The sequence below is a fragment of the Hyalangium gracile genome (assembly GCF_020103725.1).
GTDB lineage: Bacteria > Myxococcota > Myxococcia > Myxococcales > Myxococcaceae > Hyalangium > Hyalangium gracile.
Genome location: NZ_JAHXBG010000002.1, coordinates 374,553 through 397,447 on the forward strand (window position 1 = coordinate 374,553; position 22,895 = coordinate 397,447).

22 protein-coding genes and 1 pseudogene are annotated in these 22,895 nt (G+C 68.3%); 9 read left to right on the forward strand and 14 right to left on the reverse strand.

What is annotated here, in order from left to right:
- The first annotated feature begins 46 nt into the window (after window positions 1–46).
- Entirely contained in the window at window positions 47–679 is a 633-nt protein-coding gene (locus KY572_RS05100) for a protein kinase (RefSeq protein WP_407659890.1), read from the forward strand.
- 620 nt (window positions 680–1,299) lie between these two features.
- Window positions 1,300–2,244, forward strand: a complete 945-nt coding sequence (locus tag KY572_RS05105) for a hypothetical protein (RefSeq protein WP_224241032.1) — start codon at window positions 1,300–1,302, stop codon at window positions 2,242–2,244.
- Between the two features lie 170 nt (window positions 2,245–2,414).
- Here the strand turns inward: KY572_RS05105 and KY572_RS48320 are convergent.
- Together KY572_RS48320 and KY572_RS05115 are read right to left on the reverse strand one after the other, a co-directional pair.
- A pseudogene (locus KY572_RS48320) lies at window positions 2,415–3,296 on the reverse strand (IS3 family transposase); the annotation flags it as partial.
- Window positions 3,256–3,483, reverse strand: a complete 228-nt coding sequence (locus tag KY572_RS05115) for a hypothetical protein (RefSeq protein WP_224241522.1) — start codon at window positions 3,481–3,483, stop codon at window positions 3,256–3,258. The pseudogene KY572_RS48320 and the gene KY572_RS05115, both read right to left, overlap by 41 nt.
- Before the next feature lie 329 nt (window positions 3,484–3,812).
- On the opposite strand from KY572_RS05115, the gene KY572_RS48060 reads away from it, so the two are divergent.
- The gene (locus KY572_RS48060) at window positions 3,813–3,905 is read left to right on the forward strand and encodes a hypothetical protein (RefSeq protein WP_407659899.1); all 93 of its coding nucleotides are present in this window, start codon (window positions 3,813–3,815) and stop codon (window positions 3,903–3,905) included.
- 103 nt (window positions 3,906–4,008) lie between these two features.
- Here the strand turns inward: KY572_RS48060 and KY572_RS05125 are convergent, their stop codons facing one another.
- A complete protein-coding gene (locus KY572_RS05125; RefSeq protein WP_224241034.1) occupies window positions 4,009–4,968 on the reverse strand; it encodes a hypothetical protein in 960 nt (319 codons plus the stop codon).
- 586 nt (window positions 4,969–5,554) lie between these two features.
- Window positions 5,555–5,767 carry a hypothetical protein gene (locus KY572_RS05130; RefSeq protein ID WP_224241035.1) on the reverse strand — a complete coding sequence of 71 codons (213 nt, stop codon included), beginning with the start codon at window positions 5,765–5,767 and terminating at the stop codon, window positions 5,555–5,557.
- On the opposite strand from KY572_RS05130, the gene KY572_RS05135 reads away from it, so the two are divergent.
- Entirely contained in the window at window positions 5,766–6,266 is a 501-nt protein-coding gene (locus tag KY572_RS05135) for a hypothetical protein (protein WP_224241036.1), read from the forward strand. The genes KY572_RS05130 and KY572_RS05135 overlap by 2 nt on opposite strands.
- Before the next feature lie 439 nt (window positions 6,267–6,705).
- Here KY572_RS05135 and KY572_RS47035 read toward each other — a convergent pair whose 3' ends face one another.
- Window positions 6,706–6,906: a transposase gene (locus KY572_RS47035; protein ID WP_263451368.1), complete on the reverse strand. Its 201-nt coding sequence runs from the start codon at window positions 6,904–6,906 to the stop codon at window positions 6,706–6,708.
- Between the two features lie 179 nt (window positions 6,907–7,085).
- A complete protein-coding gene (locus tag KY572_RS05145) occupies window positions 7,086–8,468 on the reverse strand; it encodes a transposase (protein ID WP_224241038.1) in 1,383 nt (460 codons plus the stop codon).
- A gap of 246 nt (window positions 8,469–8,714) precedes the next feature.
- Between KY572_RS05145 and KY572_RS05150 the strand changes: the two genes are divergently transcribed.
- Entirely contained in the window at window positions 8,715–9,524 is an 810-nt protein-coding gene (locus KY572_RS05150; RefSeq protein WP_224241039.1) for an aldo/keto reductase family protein, read from the forward strand.
- Between the two features lie 20 nt (window positions 9,525–9,544).
- Here KY572_RS05150 and KY572_RS05155 read toward each other — a convergent pair whose 3' ends face one another.
- Window positions 9,545–10,243, reverse strand: coding sequence for a CHRD domain-containing protein (locus KY572_RS05155; RefSeq protein WP_224241040.1), 699 nt, complete (start codon window positions 10,241–10,243; stop codon window positions 9,545–9,547).
- Window positions 10,244–10,396: 153 nt separating this feature from the next.
- Window positions 10,397–12,559: a neutral/alkaline ceramidase gene (locus KY572_RS05160; protein ID WP_224241041.1), complete on the reverse strand. Its 2,163-nt coding sequence runs from the start codon at window positions 12,557–12,559 to the stop codon at window positions 10,397–10,399.
- A 219-nt stretch (window positions 12,560–12,778) separates the two neighbouring features.
- On the opposite strand from KY572_RS05160, the gene KY572_RS05165 reads away from it, so the two are divergent.
- Window positions 12,779–13,075 (forward strand): hypothetical protein, encoded by a 297-nt coding sequence (locus tag KY572_RS05165; protein ID WP_224241042.1) that lies wholly within the window; start codon window positions 12,779–12,781, stop codon window positions 13,073–13,075.
- A gap of 242 nt (window positions 13,076–13,317) precedes the next feature.
- Here KY572_RS05165 and KY572_RS05170 read toward each other — a convergent pair whose 3' ends face one another.
- Complete coding sequence (locus tag KY572_RS05170; protein ID WP_224241043.1) at window positions 13,318–14,145, reverse strand: NmrA family NAD(P)-binding protein; 828 nt, start codon at window positions 14,143–14,145, stop codon at window positions 13,318–13,320.
- A gap of 183 nt (window positions 14,146–14,328) precedes the next feature.
- Between KY572_RS05170 and KY572_RS05175 the strand changes: the two genes are divergently transcribed.
- Entirely contained in the window at window positions 14,329–15,897 is a 1,569-nt protein-coding gene (locus KY572_RS05175) for a protein adenylyltransferase SelO (protein WP_224241044.1), read from the forward strand.
- Window positions 15,898–16,334: 437 nt separating this feature from the next.
- On the opposite strand, the gene KY572_RS05180 is transcribed toward KY572_RS05175, so the two are convergent.
- A complete protein-coding gene (locus tag KY572_RS05180) occupies window positions 16,335–16,850 on the reverse strand; it encodes a gamma-glutamylcyclotransferase (RefSeq protein WP_224241045.1) in 516 nt (171 codons plus the stop codon).
- Window positions 16,851–16,907: 57 nt separating this feature from the next.
- Window positions 16,908–17,468: a TetR/AcrR family transcriptional regulator gene (locus KY572_RS05185; protein WP_224241046.1), complete on the reverse strand. Its 561-nt coding sequence runs from the start codon at window positions 17,466–17,468 to the stop codon at window positions 16,908–16,910.
- A 99-nt stretch (window positions 17,469–17,567) separates the two neighbouring features.
- Here KY572_RS05185 and KY572_RS05190 point away from each other — a divergent pair, with 99 nt between their 5' ends.
- Window positions 17,568–18,716, forward strand: coding sequence for an FAD-dependent oxidoreductase (locus KY572_RS05190; RefSeq protein ID WP_224241047.1), 1,149 nt, complete (start codon window positions 17,568–17,570; stop codon window positions 18,714–18,716).
- Window positions 18,717–18,740: 24 nt separating this feature from the next.
- Here the strand turns inward: KY572_RS05190 and KY572_RS05195 are convergent, their stop codons facing one another.
- Both KY572_RS05195 and KY572_RS05200 read right to left on the reverse strand, forming a co-directional pair.
- A complete protein-coding gene (locus KY572_RS05195) occupies window positions 18,741–20,579 on the reverse strand; it encodes a hypothetical protein (RefSeq protein ID WP_224241048.1) in 1,839 nt (612 codons plus the stop codon).
- Window positions 20,579–21,043: a hypothetical protein gene (locus KY572_RS05200; protein ID WP_224241061.1), complete on the reverse strand. Its 465-nt coding sequence runs from the start codon at window positions 21,041–21,043 to the stop codon at window positions 20,579–20,581. Before KY572_RS05200 ends, KY572_RS05195 begins: the two co-directional genes overlap by 1 nt.
- Window positions 21,044–21,293: 250 nt before the next feature.
- On the opposite strand from KY572_RS05200, the gene KY572_RS47040 reads away from it, so the two are divergent.
- Window positions 21,294–21,425, forward strand: coding sequence for a hypothetical protein (locus KY572_RS47040; RefSeq protein WP_263451370.1), 132 nt, complete (start codon window positions 21,294–21,296; stop codon window positions 21,423–21,425).
- Window positions 21,426–21,488: 63 nt separating this feature from the next.
- Here KY572_RS47040 and KY572_RS05205 read toward each other — a convergent pair whose 3' ends face one another.
- Complete coding sequence (locus tag KY572_RS05205; RefSeq protein ID WP_224241062.1) at window positions 21,489–22,868, reverse strand: sigma 54-interacting transcriptional regulator; 1,380 nt, start codon at window positions 22,866–22,868, stop codon at window positions 21,489–21,491.
- Between the last annotated feature and the right edge of the window lie 27 nt (window positions 22,869–22,895).

The following is a 22,895-nucleotide window of genomic DNA, read 5'->3' on the forward strand; positions in this document are numbered from 1 at the left end:
GTCTCGCGCTGGCATGGTGCCTGCGCAAGCGAGAGGAGGATCGAGCATGGCAGCAATCGAGTTCAGGCTCCCCAAGGGGGCAATTCTGTTCACCGACGGGGACGGCACTGCTTACGAATTCCGCGAAGACTTGGGCGAGGCGCATCACGGCCTAAGTCTGTTTCAGATGCGGCGTCGCTCGCCGGAAGGTCACCCGCGGGGGAAGGTGTTGGTCAAGGCGGTCGGGAATCCGCGTGGAGGGGTTAAGGAGGGCGCGCGCTTCGTCAAGGCGAGGGCGAAGCTTGAAGAGCAAGTGCGGCTTGCGAAGTACCTTGATCACCCGGGCATCCTGCGCGTTCACTGTCTGCACAAGACGAATGCGGCTTGGTACGTCATCACCGACCATCCGACCGGGGAGGATCTCGATTATCTGATGGGGCTCGCGACCGAAGTCGATCAGTGGTTCTCGCCCGAATTCGCGCTGTACGTCGGCGCGGCGGTCGCGAGCGCCCTTGATCATGCGCACACGGCGAAGGATGCGAAGGGAAACCCCTTGGGCATCGTCCACCGGGCGATCGACTTGGGGCACGTCTTCGTCAACTGGGAGGGCCGGGTTCAGGTCTCCGACTTCGGTCTCGCGTTCTCCCACCTGCCGAACCGCGTCGTCTCGACCCGTCGCCGCCCGCAAGGGGATGCCTAAAAAGGACCAAACCGGAGACGGAAACGACATGAGCAAGACGTGGATCGGCAAGTGGAAGCGAGGCGTATAGGCGGGATAGAGGCCATGTTGCGGGTGAGGGCAGGAGCGGAGGTGCCGAGGAGGAGCGCTGACAGGCGCCGCCCGAGCAGTGAGCCAAGCGGGTGGACAGGCCGCGCAGCCCCTTGAGGTACACGACTGCCCAGGCCGCCCTCCCATGGGGTGCGCGGAAGGGGACTGGCCTTTTGGCTCTGGGGAGGCGTCAGCCTCAACACCCCGCGGCCTGGGTTGATTCTTGCGCCGGGGCCAGGCGCACACCTGCCGTGGGCAAGCCCAGGTGCTCCAGTATCGCTCGCACTCCCCTGCCTGCCTTCACGTACGCCAAGACCCGCCTCCTGCCTCCACACCTCACGCAGGCGAACACCTCGAAGTCGAACGTCCTCTTCAGCAACTCTGCCCAATCCACTCGCGGCCTCCTCTCCTTCATCCCCTCCTTTCTCACCGCTGCCTCACTTCCCGCTCTCGCCTCCTCTGCTGGGGGGACCAGAAATGGCCGCAGTTTGGCGCCTACGTGTGGACAACCATTCCATCGCAATGGAACTGGCCCGCGATAGATAGAGACCATGACTCCGCTCAGACTTGTCGTCGTCCTGGCCCTTCTGCTCTCGGCGGGCTGCGAACCCGTCGCTTGGAGGATCAAGGCCTTCCCGGTGAAGAGCAACCAGGTGCCGCGCCTCGATCAGACCGTGGTGCTGGAACTGCCACCATGCGGGACGGTCGTCCAGGCCAGGCTCGGGGATGGAACCCCTCTCTGGGTGTCCCGAGAACTCGATGACACTGTGACGGTCATCTCCGCGATCGATCCCCACAGCCTCGAGACTCGACGGATCTCCTTGGTGGAATGGAGCCCGACAGTCCGGCGCTTCAATGGCAGCTTCATCTGGGATGAGCGAGGTCGCGTCGTGGGCAATTCCGGGTGGGACTCGTGCGTGTGGGATTGTCCGCCCGAATCGTCACTGCCCAATTGGGCACCCAACCTGGACACGTTCCAGTTCGTGAGGCTGGAAGGAGAACCCGAGCGCATCCGGGTCATCCAGCGCGTGTCAGGAGGCTGGCGGGGCATTCCCAGGAAACCCCTCCCCTCCTGGTCGAAAGAACCGTGGGAGCGGATCAACCAGATTTCATTGCAGGAGGCGCTGAGGCAGCCAGAAGGCACCGTCGTGAGAGTGGATGCGGATGTCGTCCTCGTCAGTGGCGAAGTGCCGCAGGTCTGCAAGCGCGGCGAATACAATGAGCGCGAGTGCTGTCCGAAGGGCTCTCCCCGGCTCTACGACGTGGACGGAGCCCCCATGGACAAGGAGGGCCCCGGAGTCGATTCATACGGGCCGGGCCTGCTCCGGCGATATCGAGACGGCTTCGTCCAGTACATCCTGGGAGCCCCACTCGTTGGAGCGCACGCTACTGGCTACATGCGGATCCCGAAGCCGCGGGGCTGGGAGACCTGGAACTTCAACGCGCCCCCGCCGCGAGCTCCCTGTGACCCAGGCTTCTCCTCACTCGACGAATAGGTCAGCTCAGGGGGCCCAGGAGCAGCGCTTCATCTCCAGCAGACACACGCCTGCCCAGCCCAGGCCGCCTTCCCTGGCGGGGCGCGACCGGGCAGCGGGAAGGACGTGAGCGGCGCTGCGAGCTACTCCGAGTACTCCTGCTTGGCGACGAGGCGCCAGTTGCGGTTGTAGCAGGTGATGCCGCGCTCGGCCAGCCGTGCTCGGTAGTCCTCGCTGGCGTACTGACTGCCCCTGTCGGAGTGGTGCAGCGCAGGGGCCGCCCGCCCCGTGAGCGCCATGTCGAGCGCGGCGAGGACCAGTTGCCGGTCGATTCTCTGACTCATGCTCCAGCCCACGACGCGGCGGCTGAACAAGTCGAGCACGACGGCCAGGTAGAGCCAGCCCTCGGCCGTCCAGACGTAGGTGATGTCGCCCGCCCAGGTGCAATCGGGCCCGGGAGGTAGGAAGTCGCGAGCCACCACGTTGGGCGCGACCGGATGGGCGTGCTTGCTGTCGGTGGTCCGCACGAAGGGGCGTCTTCTGCGTGCCGCCAGGCCCTCCTGCCGCATGAGGCGAGCGACCCGCTTCTCGGAGACGCGGCGGCCCCGTGCACGCAGTTCCGCATGGACCCGCGGGCTGCCGTAGGTGCCGCGGCTCTCGCGGTGCACGGCAGCCACCTCCGCCAGATCTCGGCTCTCTGCTCCGCAGAAAAGCCTCGACGCCTTCTCGGCATTCACTCCTCCAATCGACGAGCAGCCCCTGTTGCATCGACCGATTGAGTGTGCCGCCGCATTTTTTAGCAGCTCCTTCTCCATCTCGAGCTGGCGCACGCGCTTGCGCAGCTGGGACAACTCCGCCCGCTCCTCGCTGGTGAGCGCTCCCGGCTTGCCCTGGCCTCGGTCCGCCCTGGCCTGCTCCACCCACCTGCGAAAGGTCGTCTCGCTCAGGTCCAAGTCTTTCGCCACTTCCGCGACGGACTTGCCCTCCTCCAGCACCAGCTTCACCGCCCCGGCTTTGAACTCCGGGCTGAAGCTACGCCGCTGCCTCCTCTGCTTCTTCGCACTCTCCGACATCGAACACCCTTCCATCACATCGGGGGTGTCCACGGAAGCGGGGGACTCTCACCTGGCCCACCGGGACGGCGCGGTAGACGGCGCCGTGGGCGCCCTGGCCTCCCCAGGCCACGACACGCCAGCGCCCCACCACCGTGCCGGCCGGCAGCAGGGCAGGGTGCAGCACGGGGACGGATGCGCGCTCCATGGCAGGGACTCGTGAGGTGGAGCAGACGCTCCTGGAGACGCGTGCAGCCTATGCCACGGACAGGCTCACGTCAGGCGTGCTGTCTGCAGGATGGCCAAGTGCTGGCGGGGCACCTGGGGATCCAGGTCAGGAGCCGCGCGCGGGCGGTGCCCTTGGGGCGGGTTGCGCATGCGAACTGCTGACTGATAGCGGGGTTCGATGCTGTGCCAGTCACCCTTGCTTTCTTTCCGTATCCGTCCGATGAGCACCGTCGGTCGCTGGAGAGATGGGGTGAGGCATACGCCCAGCATCTGCTCGAGCTGTGCAGGGAGCACGGCCTCCACCACGCCGTGCCCGGCGCCTTCAACCAGCTCTGCGAGGCGGCCGTGAAGGCGGGACACGTCCACGATGACTTTGCCATCCTCCATCAGTTTATGAGGTAGGCTGGTGGGCAGGGAGCGGCTCCAGCCTGGACGGGGCCAGGGTGTTCACCTGCGTTGCGGACCAGGTGGACGAAGGCCTCCTTCCAGCACGCCGCTGGGGATGTCACCGCGCGAGGTACTCCAGAAGGTAGGGGCCGGTCACGCGAATCACGATCTCTCCCCGCGCATCGCTCTCCGTCAGACGGCGCCCCCACCACGCGATGGCCGCATCCACGTCGGCGTAGGAGACGACGTCAACTTCGGCGGCATACGGCGCATGGCAGCCGGGCTTGCCGAGGACGGCGAGGCCTTCCGTTCCCTTCTTTCCAATCAGCACGGCCCAGTTGCTCCGCCGTTCAATGTCCGCGGGCTGCCCCGGGAGGAAGGGCTCGAAGTCGCGAGAACCCTGCCCCGTGAGCACGATGAGACGCCGGTGCTCATCCTTCGCCCCCTTGCACCAGTCCACCGTATAGCCCTCGTGCTGACCAAACCGCGTCTGAATGTCCTCGGGCGTGCCCAGATGCTGCCACACGTCGATCCGGAGGGTTCCAGCGTAGTCTCCCTCCGTCAGCCATTGCCCCAGGTACGCGATGAGCGGGTCCACGGTCCGGAAGCTCGGTGTCGCGAGGTACTCTCTTCCCTGGGGAGCACAGAATGAGTAAGGGCTCCGGTCGCAGCGTTGGAAGAGCCACCCCTGCGCCACCATGAAGTCGTAGTTGAGCCCCTGGATACGCTCCGCCTGGGAGTCGGGCAACCGGGGGTCATCCGGGTACATCATGATGGGAGTGATGATGCGCAGGGTCGGAGCGCCTGGGAGCAGCATGCCGTCGCCACGCTGCGTTCGCTGCGTCACGATGATGGGCCTGGTGCCATGCCCGGTGAGCCAGATGGTTCCCTGATGGCCCTGGTGGACAGCGGCATGATCGAGGTCCACCCTCACCGAATACCCGTCGTACCGGCCACTGGTCGTGCGGATATCCTCGCGCAGCCCCAGCTTTGGCAGGGGATGCGCGGAGCCAAGAGAAGCACAGGCACTCAACACCATGCTGACGATGAAGCCCACCGCGAGGAAAAGTCGTCCCATGTCGGTGAAGTGTTCCGCCTGTCTCTTCTCAAGGCAAATCCCGGTTGTTCAGCAGCTCCCCCAAGCGGAGGACGCGAGAGCGGGGAGTGAGGCAGCGGCCAGGAAGGAGCGGATGAAGGAGAGGACGCCGCGAGTGGATTGGGCAGAGTTGCTGAAGAGGATGTTCGACTTCGACGTGTTCGCCTGCGTGAGGTGTGGAGGCAGGCGGCGGGTGTTGGCGTACGTGAAGGCAGGGGGGGAGTGCGAGCGATACTGGAGCACCTGGGCTTGCCCACGGCAGGTGTGAGCCTGACCCCGGCGCAAGAGTCAACCCAGGCCGCGGGGTGTTGAGGCTGACGCCTCCCCAGAGCCGAAAGGCCCAGTCCCCTCCCGCGCACCCCTATGGGAGGGCGGCCTGGGCAGGCGTGTACCTCAAGGGGCTGCGCGGCCTGTCCACCGACCGGGCTCACTGCTCGGGCGGCCCCTGTCAGCGGTCCTCCTCGGCACCTCCGCTCCTGCCCTCACCCTCAACCGGCCTCCTATTCGCCCTATGCGCTGAGGCTCGATGTGACGCTCATGGGTCACTTGCACTCCAAAGGGAGTGCGCTCAGGGCTGGCCGATCACGGTCCATCGCTCGGTGTTCACGTCGAAGCAAGCCCCACCCCAGCCGGCGGGGATCCTGGCGCAGAGGAGCTTTCCCGTTCCGCCATGGATCCACTCGACAGGGCCGCCGACGTCCTTCCAGCCCGCCAACGTTCCGTCCCGGTTCATGTACACCCTGCCGTTCGCTCCGAGCCCGAAGAGGATGTCGCCCACCATGGCAAAGGTCTTGCCCGGGCCACCGACATGCGTCCACGCAAAGGGGCGCCCCTCGAACCCCTACCGCGGGGCGCTCTCCTTCTACGTCCTGTCGATCGCCGGACCCGTCATGGCCGCCACGCTCCTGCCGAGGGACGGCACGCTGGACTGGCACTTCATGTTCGGCGGCTTCGGCCTGGCAGCGGTGCCGCTGACGATCGGCACGGCGTTGCTCCGGCACGACACGAAGCTGCGCGAGCAGTACGAGAAGGCCGCGAACAACGTGGCCACCCTCGAGAGGTACGAGCTCGCCCTGGACTACGCCCGGATCGGCGCGCAGCCCAGCTACGACGCGACGCTGCAGCAGGTCATCACCCAGCTGCTCACGCTGCCGCCGGCCACTCCAGGCGCTGCCGCTGCGGCTCCGGGAGGGAAGGAGGATGGGGGCGAGGCAACCAGCGCCGCCGTCGCGACGAAGCTCATCGAGACCGCCGCCGGACTCCTCGGGCAGAAGAAGTGAAGTAGCGAGCCGTCGCCTCGGTGCGTCACCGACTTCGATATCGCCAGATCTGCCCCAGGAGGAGTTGCCGTGGGGGACGAGGACGTGCCCGGATTCCCTGCCGAGTTGACGTCCGATTTCTAAAGCCAACGTGGCTTGCTAGGTTGGGTGGCGGGGAGAGCCATGGCGACGGCCCGCAGACGCAGACCTGGACAGGTGAGCGATCGTTTGGCGAGCGCGCCGAAGGCTGCCGCCCATGAACAGGGCCGGAGATCCTATGCGCCGCAGACGCTAGCCCGGATCGGTCACACCGGGTACGGACGTAGGAAGGATGCCGCAACGTAGCCCAGCGGAGGAGCCGCGCGATGGCTTGCGCCGGTTCTGATGTCGGCAACAGGCAAGACACGGCCCTCTCCGGCCGGAGTGAGGCCCGCAGGAGGTTGTCAAAGAGCAGCGGACGTCAGGAGGAGGCGGCGGGTACGGTGAGCAGTTGCTGGGCGATGCGCGCGAAGATCTCGCGTACCGGGGCGGCGGCGCTCAGCGAGAGGACGACGCGGCGGACGCTCACGCGGACGATGGCGGCAAGTTTCAGCAGCTTCAGCCGAAGGGTACCAGCCTGGGCGCACTCGAGTTCGGTGCGTATAGGCGGGATAGAGGCCATGTTGCGGGTGAGGGCAGGAGCGGAGGTGCCGAGGAGGAGCGCTGACAGGCGCCGCCCGAGCAGTGAGCCAAGCGGGTGGACAGGCCGCGCAGCCCCTTGAGGTACACGACTGCCCAGGCCGCCCTCCCATGGGGTGCGCGGAAGGGGACTGGCCTTTTGGCTCTGGGGAGGCGTCAGCCTCAACACCCCGCGGCCTGGGTTGATTCTTGCGCCGGGGCCAGGCGCACACCTGCCGTGGGCAAGCCCAGGTGCTCCAGTATCGCTCGCACTCCCCTGCCTGCCTTCACGTACGCCAAGACCCGCCTCCTGCCTCCACACCTCACGCAGGCGAACACCTCGAAGTCGAACGTCCTCTTCAGCAACTCTGCCCAATCCACTCGCGGCCTCCTCTCCTTCATCCCCTCCTTTCTCACCGCTGCCTCACTTCCCGCTCTCGCCTCCTCTGCTGGGGGGACCAGAAATGGCCGCAGTTTGGCGCCTGGCGCAAAGACGCCGTGGAACCTCGTGAGGTTTGCCCGAGGCGGAGGCACCAGGGACGCCACACGCCGTAACAGTTCCAGCCCGGTGAAGAGCAGGTGCGTGGCGCCGTCCGGCAGCGGGCGCTTCATGCGATAGGCGATGCGACCGTCCTCCGCTCGTGACAAACGCTCCAGCGCCAGTGCGCCACGCGCCCCGTAGCGGCATAGCCGCTCCAGTCCCTGCCTGTCGTTGGCATGCAAATGCGTGTTGGCGTGCAAGGAGAATCCCTCCATCAAGGCGCATCGGGGCTGCTTGCTGGGAGGGGGCCGGACGTCCACCTCCGTCCAGCGCAGCCGTTGCTGCAGGGAGTGCGCCTGGTACGCCTGCAGCGCGTCCTCGGGGCCTTGCGCGGGCAGGGCTCCTCTTTTCTCCAGCAGGCGCAGCACCCGGTGGCGTACCCCCCTCAGCAGCCGCTCCACCTCGCCTTGCGTGGGCGGCGGCAACGGCTCGAAGCGCACGCCGCTCTCCCGCGGCACGAAGACGCCGTCCGGCACCAGCGAGTGGAAGTGCGGAGTCACCTGCAAGGCGGAGCCGAAGAACGGGATGAACGACACGGCCCCGACCTGCCCACCCCGCAGGCCCTGCCGCCGTGCCCTTCGGCGCTGCAGGGCAAACACCGCGCGTAGGAAGACGGTGAGGACGTCCGAGAGCAGTCCCACGTCCTTGAGCAGCACCCACCGGATCCGGTGCGGAAAGGACAGCGTCCACTGCCGGTAGGGCACGTGCGGCAGCACCTGCTCCACCAGATGCACCGCCGTCACATGCGCCCGCTTCGCGTTGCAGGACGGGCACACCCCTCGTCCCTTGCACGAGAAGGCGACGAGCAGCTCGTCCTTGCAACTCTCGCAGCGCACCCGCGCGAAGCCGTGCGCCAGCACTCCGCATTCCAGGTACCTGGCGAAGTCCCGCTCCACGTACCGGGGCAGGCCGCGCCCTACCTCGCTGGCTTCCGCCAGCAATGTGGCCAGGTTCTCCCGCACCGCCTCGTACAGCACCGTCCTCTCCGGCTGCCTTCGCCGGTACGCCCACCCGTGCGTTCTCACCAGCCCCTCCCCAGCCACACCTCGCCAGGGCACACGCTACCGTCCGCCTCCCACGGGCCCCGTGGAGCCCCTGCCTGCTTGTGGGGATCGGGGCCTATGAGAACAAGCTACAGCAGACCCGCACTGGAGGCGGCAGGTTCGATTCCCGTCGCCTCTACCCCGAGAAGACCAGCAATCTTGGCCTTCTTCCCGGGCGGGATTCCGTGCAGGCTGAGCCGTCACCGCCTCGAACGAGGGAGTCGACCGATGCAACTGCCACCCATCATTTACGGAACGGCGTGGAAGAAGGAGCGCACGGAGATGCTCGTTGCGCAGGCTTTGCGCGCGGGCTTCCGTGGCATCGACACGGCATGCCAGCCGAAGCACTACCACGAGCCCGGCGTCGGCGCGGCGCTCGCGTCCTGGCTGCAGGAGGGCATGCGCCGCGAGGACGTCTACGTACAGACCAAGTTCACGTCCCTCTCCGGCCACGACCCTCAGCGGATTCCGTATGACCCGCGGGCGAGCCTGCCCGAGCAGGTGGCGCAATCCTTCGCCACGTCGCTGCGCAATCTCCAGACGAGTTACGTGGACGCGCTGATCCTCCATTCGCCGCTTCCCCGTGAGGAGCAGACGATGCAGGTCTGGCGCGCGATGGAATCGCTGATGGACTCGGGTGGCGCGCACCGCATCGGCATCAGCAACTGTTACAGCCTCGGCGCTCTCGAGCGCCTCCATGGCGCCAGCCGCATCAAGCCGGCCATCGTGCAGAACCGCTTCTATGCGGAGACCGGGTACGACCGGGACATTCGCGAGTTCTGCACGCGCCACGGCATCGCGTACCAGAGCTTCTGGACGCTGACGGCCAATCCGCATCTGCTCGCCGATGACACGGTGCGCCGGCTGTCGCTCCAGTACGGCCGGACACCGGCGCAGATCCTGTTCCGTTACCTGACGCAGATCGGCGTCACGCCGCTCACCGGTACCACGTCGAAAACGCACATGGGCGAGGATCTCGCCATCTTCGAGATCGAGCTGACCGCGAGCGAGCTCAGGGCCGTTTCGGCATTGCTCTGATCGGAGGCGTCGCGGGCGAGCTAGCGGGTGGTCTTTTCGGCCGGGTGGAGCTGACCGCGGATGTCTCCGTAGTAGGTCTGCCCCGTCGTGTGGAGGTTGAAGTACAGCTCGCCCGCCTGGGCCAGCTGGGCCATCCCCGCCACCGTCAGCACCTTGGTCGGCTTCACTCCGGACAGCGACGGGCTCGGAATGATGCACCCCATGGTGAAGGCGCCGATCACGCTGCCGTGGCCGTGCTCCGTCGTCTTGACGATGTGCTCGTTGCGGATCTCCACCGAGAACATACCGTCGGCGATGTTGCTCTTGAGGTCGGTGGCGATGGAGAAGTCGACGAGGATCGGCCCGAGGATGCCCGGCTTGCCGCAGTGGATGTGGAACATGTTGATCTCGGCCGTGTTGACGCCTTCAATCTTCACGTCGACCCAGGCGCGGCTCAGATCCTTGCTGAAGCGCAGCTGCCCGTGGCCGCGATGGCCTGCCGCCTCGCGCTCCGCCCGGCTCAGCGACGGTGTCTGCGAGCGGAACTGCTTCGGCACCGACGACGGCGTGTTCGCCTCCTCGTCGCCTTCCTGGTGCGGCGTCAGCCACGACTCGAACACCATCCCCACCTCCGTCCCCTTCGATGGGTCGAGCGCTGGCGCCGCGGGCGCCGGCGAGGTAGCCGGCCTGGCCGTCGCGGGGGGAGCGGCTGACTCCGGCGGCGGCTTCGCCCAAGCCATGCCGCTGCTTCCGATCAGTGCCGCACACAAGAACGCATTCCGCACGATACGCATGGGGCCTCCTGTCTGCTCCGTTGCTGATCTTCGACCCTATCAGTGTGGAGACACTGCCGAAAGCAACTGCCAGGGCGACGAGGGCTCACGGACGAGCACCTACTGCACCGTGAATGACTCTGAAACCCCTTCATAAGGGTGGACTGCCCCGGTCCATCCCGACTTCCAGTGGCCCTTGTGACGGATGCGGTAGGTCCCAGCCTCGGCGTTCCTCGTGTCCCAGGTGATCGTGATCCTGGAGTAGGAGATGCCGCTCCGTTCCCACCGGTACGTCGTCTCCGGGTCCCAGTCCCACGCGATCGCGACCCACGCGCCGTTCACCCGTCTCTCCACTGTCAGAAACGACCCCTGCGTCTGGAGATCGTTGTTCGGGTGCCCGCCCCAGTACTGCACGACCACCATGCTCCCCTTCGCATAGCTCGCGGCCGGCTGGGTGATCACGCTCCCGAAGTCCTGGTCGAGCGGCTTGTCGTCCAGCATCACCTTCGGAGTCAGATCGATCGTCTGCTCCGTCACGTCCTCGGGCGTGGGGCCGGCCGCGACCTCGGCACCACCGGCGATCGCCTGGCTGAGCTTGCGGTACTCCTGCTGAAAGCCGGCCAATTCGTTCGGACCGAACTGCGTGCAGGCTCCCTCGTACCACTGCCGCGCGTACTCCTCCCGCGTGGCCAGGTATGACGCGTACGAGTTGGAGAGCCCGGCGATGACCGCCGTGTCGACGCCAACGCTCGCAAGCTCCGTCTTCACCGTGTCCTTCAAGCGGCGACCCGACATGGTGGTCACCTCGGCGGGCACGGCGACGATGGCCAGGTTCCCTATCTTCAGCACCTGGAGGGGCATGATCTGCGGCGTCATGGTCGGCCCCAGGATGTTGGGACGCGCCACGCCGGTCGGGATCAGCACCGGCTTCTCCGCATGGCACTGCTGGTATGCCGCATCGTGGGTTGCCGGCCACACCAGGGCGAAGGCGCCGCCCAGGATTTTGAAGAGCGCCGCCTTGCCGGCGTCCTCGCTCCACTGCACGCTGTCGACGGTGGTCCCGTTCGGGAAGAGCGGCACGGGGCTCGGATTGTCGTACGGGCTGCCGGCCGAGAAGGACGCCCCCATGCCGGCCGCGCAGGTCAGGGCTCCCGCGGACGCGACGTAGAGCGTCCGCATGTCCACCCACTCGTGGCGGAAGTCCACCGAGCCGGTCAGCTCCCTCGTCGCGCCGTTGTAGAGCTCCCTGGCTTTGCCGTACTGCTTGAGGACGGCGTTCTCCAGGCTTCGATTCTTCTCGAAGGTCAGATCCGGGGGAGCCTGGCCGAACCCGATGTTCGGCGTCACATCGCCGGCACTCGACTGGGCGAACGCCGCCACGAACGTCCTGGCTGCCAGGTAATCGGTCCCCTTGTCCTTCTCGAAGAGGTACGACGCCCAGCCCTTGTTGTCGCCGCTGATCAGCGTGTTCTCGGGGCCGATGCTGTCCGGGTGCAGCGCGTACCAGTTCACCATGCCGATCTCCTCACCATCGAGGCCGACGAGCTTCAGCAGCGTCATGGTCTTGTCCGTGTTGCTGTCGTACCGGGCCCGCTCCGCCGCGGGGTTGCTGTCGTAGGGTTCCACCGCGCGGTTCCCGCCGCAGCCCTCGAGGGTTCCTTCGTTGACGAGGATCCTGCCGGGCTTCACGTTCTCATGGGCGCGCAGGATGGACTGGTAGATGCCATCCACGATCGCGTTGAAGTTCTGTCTCACGAACCCGTTGGTGGTCGCGTCATACAGGAAGTACCCCGAGTAACCTCCGGGACCGCTGTGGGTGTGCGTCGCCGACAGGAGGATGTTCTTCGTGCTGTAGTACCTGGCGAGCTCCGCATGGGCCGCGATCTTCTCGCTCACCTTCACCTTGACCATCTGGAAGATGTGGCCCAGGTCGGCGCTGACGAAGACGACCCGCCTGTCACCATCGCCGATGACGAAGGCCCGTGAGCGCAGCCGCATGTGGATGCCAGCGGTCTTCTGCTCCGCTACGGCGAAGCCCATCATCCCGATCTCTCCGGCCGGACCGGTGATGTCGTAGATGCCGCTTCCGATGAGGAAGACGCTGCCTCCGGATCGGGCGGTGATGCCGCTGACCTCGTTGCCCTGGTTGTACCGGTTGTAGCTCGTCCCTTCCGAGGACGCCCCGTCGTTCCGGGCGCCGTCCAGGCACCCGGCGGCGCAGACGACGTACCCCCAGAGCAACAAGGAAAGCGTCCGATGGACTCTGGCGATGGTGGTGCGCACGACCCTCCTCCCAGGTGCGGCACGCGAAATAGTCCCAGAAAAAAGGGTCTGCGTGTCCAACAGGACGTCACGAGAAATGCGTGCACTCGGGACTGCAACGGCGATCCGGAGTGCATCCTGGACTGTGACAGCTTCAACGAGTGTCAGTACGGCTGTTATTGAGTACCTCTGCTGATTGTTGTCACGAATTGCTGTCCCCCTCACCCATAAGGAATGAACATGTTCAAGAAGGCAATGACTGGTCTCGTCGTGGCGCTGGTGCTCTCTCCCGTCGCGGCGCTGGCGAACTCCGCGCGCTCCAACTGCACCCCTGGTGACACGCGCCAGTGCCCGCGCACCACGGACCCGTACTGCTACCAGGAGTGCACCGCCTTCGGGAACTGGACGACCTCGTGCTGGTGCGACTACCCGGCGCAGGAGGACCAGGAGCAGGCCTCCCGCGGTGGCGAGGCCTCCAAGCGCCTGTGCAGCGAGCTGAAGCCGGCTCCCGAGCAGACGCAGACCCAGTCGAAGTAATCGCCGCTGAGTCAGCGTTGAACGTCACGGCGATCCGGCAGGGGGAAATCCGGGTCGCCGTGGCGGTCTTTTCGCTCACCGCACTCCCTATGGCCTATGGCGTCAGGGTGATGATGGCGAGCTCCGGTCGGCACATGAAGCGGATGTCCAGGATGGGTCGGGTTCGACCTGGGGGCTTCCGGGCGGAGGGCTCGAGGCTCACGGCCTGGAAGGCAGCAGATCCCTGCCCGCCGGGCAAGGGCTCAGCGCCACGCCCCGCGAGCCGCTGCCTCGGCGGCATACGTCTCGAAAGACTTGGGCTCTCGACCGGTGAGCCGTCGTACGACGTCGGTCGGCTTCCCGTCCCCCTGCTCTCTCAGCGCGGTGAACGCCTTGACCTCGTTCAGCGTCTGCTCCCGGGGGAGCCCCAGCGCGCCCATCGCCGCCAGGTAGTCCTCGGCCCTCCCCAGGAAGCGGACGGCCCGGCCCGACGCCCGGCTGATGATCTCGACGGCCTCCGCGAAGGACAGCGCCCGAGGCCCGGTGACTTCGTAGCTCTGCCCGGCATGGCCGTCCCCGGTGAGCACCGCCGCGGCCACGGCCGCGATGTCGTCGGCGTCCACGAAGGTCTGGCGGAGATTGCCCAGGGGAACCGCGACCTCTCCCGCCATCACCGCATCTCGGAACACGCCCTCGTCGAAGTTCTGGTTGAACCAGTCCGGGCGCACGATCGTCCAGTCCACACCGGACTCCCGCACCATCCGCTCGGCCCCCATCAGCCGCTCGTCGCCCATGGGCTCGATGGCCCGGCTGGACAGCAGCACGATGTGCTTGATGCCCTGCTCCACCGCGCACCGGACGAACGACGGGTCCAGGGGCAGCTCGTGCGGCATCATCAGGTACATCCGCCCGGCGCCAGCCACCGCGGGCTTCCAGGTCCCTGGCTCCGACCAGTCGAACCGAACCTCTCCCTTCCGGGAGGCGGCCCGGACCTTGACGCCCGCCGCGCGCAGCAGGCCCGTCAGCCTCCGACCGGTCGTTCCCGTGGCTCCGAGTACGAGGATCTCATTCTTCGCCAAGTGCGCCGTCACGCATGCACCCCCGACAGAGATGTGGATCTGCAGCTGTTCGCTCGAGAAACAGCGGGGCCGCTGGATATGCTCGAACCGAGCCGCTGACAAGCTGCTTGTTCCGCATCCGTGCAGGCGTCAATGCTGAGCCCGGAGCGAGCCATCGTCCCGCATCAGCGGTGCCTCTCGCGCATCTGAATCCACATGCCTCAATTTCTCTCCCACTTCGTTGACTCCACCCCCGGAGATCCCCTCCGCGACCGACGCCCTCGCCAGGTTCACGGCGCGCTCTGGTCGAAGGTCGAGCCGACGCCCGTCTCCGCGCCGCGGATGGTCGCCTGGTCACCCGAGGTGGCAGGGATGCTCGGGCTCGATGAAGCCACGATGCGGTCCGCCGAGACGACCCAGGTGCTGGCCGGCAACGCGCTCTGGCCGGGCATGGTGCCGTACGCCGCCAACTACGGAGGGCACCAGTTCGGCCACTGGGCCGGGCAGCTCGGGGACGGCCGCGCCATCGTCCTGGGCGAGCTGGTGGCTCCGGACGGGTCGCGCCATGAGCTGCAGCTGAAGGGCGCCGGGCCCACGCCCTACTCCCGCCGCGCCGATGGGCGCGCGGTGCTGCGCTCGTCCATCCGTGAGTTCCTGTGCAGCGAGGCCATGCACCACCTGGGCGTGCCCACCACCCGTGCGCTGTCGCTGGTCGCCACGGGCGACTCCGTCATCCGGGACATGTTCTATGACGGCAACCCCCAGGCCGAGCCGGGCGCCATCGTTTGCCGCGTCGCGCCGACCTTCCTCCGCTTCGGCAACTTCGAGCTCTGCACGAGCCGCGATGACCTGGCGCTGCTGAAGCTGCTCGCCGACGACACGGTGAAGCGCTTCTTCCCGGAGCTCGGCGCTCCGGCGAAGGAGACGTACGCGGCCTTCTATCGCGAGGTGGCCCGGCGCACCGCCCAGCTCATCGCGCACTGGCAGGCGGTGGGCTTCGTACACGGCGTGATGAACACCGACAACATGTCGATCCTCGGCCTCACGATCGACTACGGCCCCTACGGCTGGATCGACGACTTCGATCCGGGTTGGACTCCCAACACGACCGATGCGGACCAGCGGCGCTACCGGTTCGGCAACCAGCCCACGATCGGGCTGTGGAACATCGAGCGGCTGGGCATCGCGCTGATGCCCCTCTTCGAGGATGACGAGTCCCTGGTCACCGCCGGGCTGCTCGAGTACCAGCGCACCTTCGAGCAGGAGGCCACGCGCCGCTTCGCCGCGAAGCTCGGGCTGTCCTCCGTCCAGAGCGAGGAGGACGTCGCGCTCATCAACGGCTGCTTCGCGTGGCTGGCGGCGGAGGAGACGGACATGACCCTCTTCTTCCGCGGCCTGGCCCAGGTCGTGACGACGGAGACGGCTCCCGCCGAGCTGCCCCAGGTGGTGCGAGAGGCCTTCTACGGCGAAGTCCCGGACTCCCATGTGGCCCGGGGCGTCGAGTGGCTCCAGGCCTGGTGGCATCGCACGCGGCGCGAGGACGCTCCCCCGGCGGAGCTGGCGCGGCGCATGAACGCGGTGAATCCGAAGTACGTCCTGCGCAACTGGCTCGCGCAGCAGGCCATCGACGCCGCTCACGCGGGCGATGACTCCGAGGTGCACACGCTCCTGGACGTGATGCGCAGGCCGTTCGACGAGCAGCCTGGACGGGAGCGGTTCGCGGCGAAGCGCCCGGACTGGGCCCGCTCAAAGCCGGGATGCTCGGCGCTCTCTTGCAGCTCGTAGGCGGCGCGGCTCCTGTATTCCTGGAGGTAGCCGGACAGAGGCTGCCTCCCTGCTGACCAGTCGCCCCTCCCACCGAGGCCCAGGCCCTGGGAAGGGCTGGCCCCGCTCCCTTCCCTGCTCCACCTTGAATGGTGCTCCCCACGAGGGCAGCCCTCGGCTCGGGAGCGTCCAACCTTCACAGGAGCGACATCATGGCGAGTCTTGGGAGTCTGCTTGGAGGCCTCATCCAGCCCCGACGCCGCAACTACGGCATGTGGAACCGCGGCTATGGACGGAGCCGCAGCCACTGGGGGCGCGGCTATGGACGTGCCCAGTCCTCTGGCGTCTTTGGCAGCCCGATAGGCCGAATGGCGATGGGAGGCCTGGCCGTCTGGCTGGCGCGCGGATTCATGAACAGGCGCGCCATCCACGATTGACCCTCACGAGACGGAGGGCGCTTACAGCAGCCGCGCCAGCTCCGTCACGTGCTCGTCGTGCTGGCCCGCCTGGGCGAGCGCCTCCGCCAGCAGCCGCACGTAGTCGCGATTCGCGCCGCTGGGGCCGTGGGCGGAGCGCACCACCGCGGCGATCTGCTCCAGCGTCTCCGGCCCCACGTAGTGAGGGTTGGAGGGGCCGGCGACGTAGACCAGGGCCTCCAGGAACGGAGGCTCACGCGTCTCCAGGATCACCGGGTGCCGCTCGTAGCCACCCTGCTCGCGGAAGTCGAGGTGGGTCAGCACCTCCTCCACGCGCTCGGTGGCGATCCGGTACGCCATGCCCCAGCAGCGCGCGCCAGGCTCCGGCACCAGCGTCACCACCCGTCCCGGGGCCTCCGGCACACCGCGGTGATCCGTCGAACTCTGCCAGAAGCGGCGCGACCAGCCCCTCAGCCACGCCTCACGGCGCTCCTCGTACGGAAAGGAGGGGCGGAAGATGAGCGAGCCGTAGCCGAAGATCCACATGACAGGGGCCATTCTAGGTCGCACCAGTCCGAACTGGTCTGCCTGTCATACCAGTTCGCTACCGGTCCGCTAGCCGACCAGGTAGCGCTGGAGGGTCGGGCCGATCCACGCCATGAGGGTGGCTCGATCCATCGCCACGATGGGCGGCAGGCCCAGCACGTAGCGGCATAGCGCCACGCCGAGCACCTGCGTGGCCGCCAGCCCGGCCCGCGTGGCGGCCTCCGCGGGCGCGTGGCCCATGGCGGCGACGGCGGGCGCCAGCTGCTCGGCGAAGATCTGCCGCATCCGCTCGGCCGCCGCCGGGTTCGTGACGCCCGCGCGCAGCAGCGCCGTCAGCGTCTCGTCGCCCTCCCACCGATCGAGGAAGTGTCCGATGATCGCGGCGCCGACTCCGTCCCGAGGCACCTCTTTCAGGTCCGGCAGGCGCAGATCGAACTCGGCCGCCGCGGCGAACAGCCGCTCCTTGCTCCCGTAGTAGCGCATCACCATCGACGCATCGATGCCGGCGTCCGCCGCGATGGCCCGGATCGTCGCCCGCTCGTACCCGTCCGCCGCGAACCGCTCGCGCGCTGCCCGCAGGATCGCTGCCCGCGTCGCATCCGAGCGTCGCGGTCGAGTCTCCTCACCCATGCCAACGAGCGTATGCCAACAAGCGTTGACTTTACAGGCGCACGTCTCTAGGTTTTGCCAACAATTGTTGGCCAAGAGGCGTTGGCTCGAGGTGCGCCCATGATTCCCGCTCGTACGGATGTCCTCGTCGTCGGTGCCGGGCCCGTCGGCCTGGCGACCGCTGCCACGCTCGCCGGGCATCAGGTCGACGTGACGGTCCTCGACGCCCAGCCAGAGGCGGCCAACACCTCTCGGGCCGCCGTGGTCCACGCGCACACCCTCGAGGTCCTCGAGTCTATCGGTGCCGCCGAGCCGCTCGCCGCCGCCGGAATCCACGCGTCGCGCTTCACCATCCGCGATCGCGATCGCACGCTCGTGCCGGTGCGCTTCGATGATCTGCCGACGCGCTACCCGTACGCCCTCATGGTGCCGCAGTCGACCACCGAGGCCATCCTGCTCGAGCGGCTCCAGGCTCGCGGTGGCCGGGTGCTGCGGCCGCACACGGTGGTCGCTCTGAAGAGGGATGGAGCGGGCACCCTCGTCACCCTCGCGGGCGGCGAGTCCATCCGCGCTCGCTACGTGGTGGCCGCGGACGGCATGCACAGCACCGTCCGCAAGCTCGCCGGGATCGGCTTCGGCAGGGACACGAACGCCGGCGAGTCCTTCACCCTCGCCGACATCCGGCTCGACAGCGACCTGCCGCGAGACGAGGTGATCCTCTACTTCTCCCGCTCGGGCATGCTCGTGTGGGCGCCGCTGCCGGACGGCTCGGTCCGGGTGGTGGCCGCCGTCGATGAGGCGCCGGAGCACCCGACGGTGGAATTCGTGCAGGCGCTGCTCGACACCCGGGGCCCGGTCAGCTCTCGCACGCGCGTCACGGAGGTCGTCTGGGGCTCCCGGTTCCGGGTCCATCACCGCGTCGCCGACTCGTTCCGGTCCGGGCCGGTGCTGCTCGCCGGAGACGCGGGGCACGTGCACAGCCCCGCTGGCGGTCAGGGCATGAACCTCGGCCTCAAGGATGCCGTGGCGCTCGGTGAGGCGCTCGCCGCCGCGCTGTCCGGGGCCGGCGAGGAGCGCCTCGATGCGTATGCCGCGGCCCGACGCCCGGTGGCGGTCGACGTGGTCCGGTTCGCCTCGGTGCTGACCCGGCTCGCGACCACGCCGGGGCTGCTGCGGCCCGTGCGGAACCTGGCCCTCGGCGCCCTGTCCCGCGTCCCCACCTTCCGCCGCCGCCTGGCCTGGCGGCTGTCCGGGCTCGTCTACCGCTGAGCGTCGCTCGAAGCCGGAGGGACTTCAGGGGCAGCCACACCACGCGCGGGCGAGCTGCTCCGGCGTGCCCGGACCGGGCTGGTAGACGTACGGCCCCGCCGAGAGGTAGTGGCACACGGGCTCCGAGGCCGTGTCGTAGCTCGCCGGGCCGGTGCCCACGCGCAGGTGCCGGACCGCGAACTCCGAGCAGGCCTCACACGCCGCGGCATGCGCGTCCACGCCCAGCGTGGTGTCCGTGGCCCTCGCCCTGAGCGCCCCGAGCCCCTCCGCCGCGAACGCCCGGCACCAGTCCCCCGCGTGGCCCTGATGGAACACTCGCGCCAGCGCCTGGGCCCGCGTCTTCGCCTCGGGCGCCGCGTCCGCCGTCCCGGGCCACGGCAGGGCCGGGTCCACGTACGACGCCAGCACCCCGCCGCTCGCGTACACCCCGTTGGGCCGAGCCCCGAGGAAGGTGCCGAACCGGCCCTCCGCCAGCTCCGTGCCCTCGGGACGCTCCTTCGCCATCAGCCGCGTGAGCGAGACGACGCGCTGCAGCCCCAGGCGGAACTCGTTCTTCAGCCGCGCCGGCACCGGCACCTCGCCCGTCTCGCGCGCCACCGTGGGCACCATCCAGCCCACCACCCGCGAGTCCACGTCGAGCCGCACCTGCTTGCCCAGGAGGCGGAACTGGATCGCCGCTCCTTCCAGCAGCGCCCGGTTCGTCACCCGCTGGCCGAAGCACTCCGGCCCCGTCGGGTCCACCGAGCGCAGGCCCTCGGCCACCGGCGCCAGCGGCCCGTGGTTCTCCCCCGCCGCCGCGTACACCGCGCGCATGCCGGAGGTCGCGCAGGACAGCAGGCGCTCGGACTGAGGCGCGTACGTGTCGCCCGAGCCCAGCGGTGGCAGCACCTCCAGGTAGTCGTCTCCAATGGCCGGGAAGCGCTCTCCGCTGGGGGTGACGAACTCGACCGCCGGGTGCGGCGCGCAGAGCGCGTCGTTGACGTCGTAGCTCGTCCACTCCGGCACCCGCTGCAGCACCCCGCGAGCCCCATGCAGCAGCCCCGACGCGAGCGCGACGAGCACCGCCCGGTCACGCTGATCCCCCGTGTCGCTCGGGAAGTCCGCCAGCTCCGGCGAGCCCCACCGCTGCCACATGTGCCCCACGCTCCAGGCGTCCTGCAGGTAGTGGTGGGCCACCGCCTCCAGCGACAGCGCCTCGGCCTCGCACCCACGCAGGTAGGTGCCGAAGCGCCCGGCCGCCGCGCCCAGCGCGTCCTTCATCGCCTTGCACTCCCGGGCCCGCGCGAGCGCCAACGCGTGGTAGTGCGCATAGAAGCGCCCGCCCTGGGGCAGGAAGTGGTTCGAGTTCACCGGCCCCATATGCGAGGCGAAGTCATGGCACAGCGTCGCGTCCGGCCCCGCGCCCGGCAGCGGACACGTCTCGTGGCCGGTGGCCCAGTCCCAGAGCGCGTACGAGAAGTCCGGCAGCTGCGCCAGCTCGCCCGGCGTGAAGGCGCGCACCTGCACGCGCACGGCCTCGGCGAAGGGGACCGGCTGCAGCGAGAGGAGCTGCTGACCGTCCACCGAGACCGGAGCATCCGAGGTGAACACGCGCAGCCGCACCGTGGCGGAGGACTCGGCCGGCAGCCCTGCCTTCTCGCGCGTCAGCTCCCAGAGCCGGCGGTGCTCGTCCAGCGTCCCCACCCAGCGGTGGCGCGCCGTGTTGGGGCCGGCCGGCGGCGAGCAGTAGGAGGCGGAGCCTTGCGGGTACTCGCTGGGCTCCTTCGTCGGGTCCGGCCGCTCGTAGCAGACGGACTCCCACGCGGCGGCGGGCCGCGACACCAGCGTCATCAGCACCAGGGCGGACAGGAGGAAGCGACGCATCACTTGCCCTCCAGCAGCGCGCGGACGCCAGGGAAGCAGTCCGGCTCGAGGAAGAAGACCTTTTCAAAGGAGGCGATCGGCTCCTGGCCCTGGTCGCGCGCCTTCACATACGCGTCGACACACGCGGACGGGCAGCACTCATCCTCGTCCCAGGGCTTGGACGTGGTGCACCGGGGGACCGAGTCCATGCACTCGTCCAGCGAGCGCGCCCCGGGCTCGAAGCAGTAGGTGACCAGGTCCGTGCACGCCCCCAGCGCGGTGAGGGCATCATCGCCGCGGGGATCGAGCTGAAGGCCTCCCAGGGGCGACTTGATGACGTCGAGGTTCACGTCGCCCTTCTTCGGCAGCGGGACGTTCGGCAGATCCACCTTCGGCAGATCCGGAAAATCGATCTTCACCTTCTCGCACGCGACGCCCACTGGGAGCATCGTCACGAGCAGCAGCGCACGGATTCCGCGGAGCAAGCTCACTTCCCCTTTCGGCCAGGGAGCCGACGGACTCCCCTCCTCCGAGTCACGCACACGACTGGAAGCGGGAGCAAGGGCCCGGGCCTGGTGGTTCGACTTCCAGGCGCGGTGGAGATAGGCTCGCCTGTCGCTGAAACGACCGGAAGGTCCAAGGACGGCTCCCATTCCACCGAAAATCAGTCCAGAGCTTCAGCAGCGCATCACTGAAGCCAAGGCGCTTCTCACCGTCGCGGAGCAGGAGCTGGAGGTGGCCCTCGGAGAGCTCGAGTCCTCGGAGCGCGCCGACAAGAAGATGATCAGCCAGCGGCTCGAGCGTGCCTTCGAGAAGGTCACCGGCGGCAGGCGCAACCTGGAGCTGGTCCTGCAGGAAGGCAGCTGAAGCCTTCCGCATGACACTGCGGGTGGACTCCGGTCGCGAGTCACGACACCAGGGGCCGCGGGCTCACGGGCCGTCGTGGCCGTGCAGGCCGTGCTTCTTCAGCAGCTTGCGGAGATAGACCCGGTCGATGCCGGCCTCTCGCGAGGCGCGCGAGACGTTGCCCTCGCACCGCTCGAGCAGGCCCTTGAGGTAGTCCCGCTCGAAGCCCTCGATGAGCCGCTCCTTGGCTTCCTTGAAGGGCAGATCCAGCTCGAGCATCGCGTTCGGGGCACCGGCGGCGCTCGCGGCGCTGGGCTGGCGCGGCTTGCCGGCGGGGGCGGGGCCCATGTCCGGCAGGGCCTCCTCTCCCAGGTTCACCACGCGCTCCACCACGTTGCGCAGCTCGCGCACGTTGCCCGGCCACGGGTACTGCGCCAGCAGCGCGCGCGTCTGCTCCGACAGCGCGCTCGGCGGCCGGCCCATCCGCTCCAGCACCGTGTCCACCAGCAGGGGAATGTCGTCGGGCCGCTCGCGCAGGGGCGGCAGCGTCACCCGCAGCACCGCGAGCCGGTGGAACAGGTCCTCGCGGAACCGGCCCGCCTTCACCGCGCCCTCCAGATCCACGTGCGTGGCCGCCACCACCCGCACGTCCACCGTCCGGTAGTCGTTGGCCCCCACCCGCTTCACCTGGCGGCGCTCCAGCACACGCAGCAGGCGAGGCTGGATGTCCGGCGGCAGCTCTCCCACCTCATCCAGGAAGACGGTGCCCCCGTTGGCCCGCTCGAAGGCTCCCGCACGATCCGTGTGCGCCCCGGTGAAGGCGCCCTTCACGTGCCCGAACAGCTCCGACTCGATCAGCGAGGGGGCAATGCCAGCCAGGTCCACGATGACGAAGGGCCCCTGCGACCGCTTGCTGGCCACGTGGATGCCCTCGGCGCAGCCCTCCTTGCCCGTGCCCGTCTCTCCCTGGATGAGCACGTCCGCGTCCCCAGAGGCCAGGCGCTCCAGCACGGTGAACGCCTCGCGCATCTTCCGGCTGCCACCCACCAGCGCGCCGAACCGGGTGCTCGAGGAGGGCGGAATGACGCGCTCGCGCGAGTCCTCCGGGACGATCTTCAGCTCGGTGGTCCCCAGCTTGAGTACGGCTCCAGGGCGGAGCTCCAGCTCCGTGAAGCGCATCCCCTCGCAGAACGAGCCGTTGCGCGAGCCCATGTCCCGCGCCAGCACCCCCTTCTCGCCGACCTCCAGGGAGAGGTGCTGCCGGGAGACCGCGCGATCCTTCAGGATGAAGTCACACGCGGGAGCGGTGCCGAGCACGTACTTCCCGGCCACCAGGGCATGGCTCCTGCCCGCGTCCGGCCCCGAGAGGAACACCAGCTTGACCCGCACCGAGCCCGTCCGATGGACCGGGATGCTGGCGGTCTCGAACTGTTCGGAGTCCTCATCCTCTTCATGGGGTGCCACGGCGGGGGACCATAGCACTCTCCTTCC

Excerpts from the sequence above, each read along its gene's own strand:
- KY572_RS05155 (WP_224241040.1), bottom strand. The coding sequence starts at position 10,243 with ATGGCTTGGGCGAAGCCGCCGCCGGAGTCAGCCGCTCCCCCCGCGACG.
- KY572_RS47035 (WP_263451368.1), bottom strand. The coding sequence starts at position 6,906 with ATGGCCTCTATCCCGCCTATACGCACCGAACTCGAGTGCGCCCAGGCT.
- KY572_RS05100 (WP_407659890.1), top strand. The coding sequence starts at position 47 with ATGGCAGCAATCGAGTTCAGGCTCCCCAAGGGGGCAATTCTGTTCACC.
- KY572_RS05175 (WP_224241044.1), top strand. The coding sequence starts at position 14,329 with ATGCCTCAATTTCTCTCCCACTTCGTTGACTCCACCCCCGGAGATCCC.
- KY572_RS05130 (WP_224241035.1), bottom strand. The coding sequence starts at position 5,767 with ATGGTGGGCGACATCCTCTTCGGGCTCGGAGCGAACGGCAGGGTGTAC.
- KY572_RS05105 (WP_224241032.1), top strand. The coding sequence starts at position 1,300 with ATGACTCCGCTCAGACTTGTCGTCGTCCTGGCCCTTCTGCTCTCGGCG.
- KY572_RS05125 (WP_224241034.1), bottom strand. The coding sequence starts at position 4,968 with ATGGGACGACTTTTCCTCGCGGTGGGCTTCATCGTCAGCATGGTGTTG.
- KY572_RS05195 (WP_224241048.1), bottom strand. The coding sequence starts at position 20,579 with ATGCGTCGCTTCCTCCTGTCCGCCCTGGTGCTGATGACGCTGGTGTCG.
- KY572_RS05115 (WP_224241522.1), bottom strand. The coding sequence starts at position 3,483 with ATGGAGCGCGCATCCGTCCCCGTGCTGCACCCTGCCCTGCTGCCGGCC.
- KY572_RS05165 (WP_224241042.1), top strand. The coding sequence starts at position 12,779 with ATGTTCAAGAAGGCAATGACTGGTCTCGTCGTGGCGCTGGTGCTCTCT.
- KY572_RS05190 (WP_224241047.1), top strand. The coding sequence starts at position 17,568 with ATGATTCCCGCTCGTACGGATGTCCTCGTCGTCGGTGCCGGGCCCGTC.
- KY572_RS05135 (WP_224241036.1), top strand. The coding sequence starts at position 5,766 with ATGGCAAAGGTCTTGCCCGGGCCACCGACATGCGTCCACGCAAAGGGG.
- KY572_RS05150 (WP_224241039.1), top strand. The coding sequence starts at position 8,715 with ATGCAACTGCCACCCATCATTTACGGAACGGCGTGGAAGAAGGAGCGC.
- KY572_RS05185 (WP_224241046.1), bottom strand. The coding sequence starts at position 17,468 with ATGGGTGAGGAGACTCGACCGCGACGCTCGGATGCGACGCGGGCAGCG.
- KY572_RS05180 (WP_224241045.1), bottom strand. The coding sequence starts at position 16,850 with ATGGCCCCTGTCATGTGGATCTTCGGCTACGGCTCGCTCATCTTCCGC.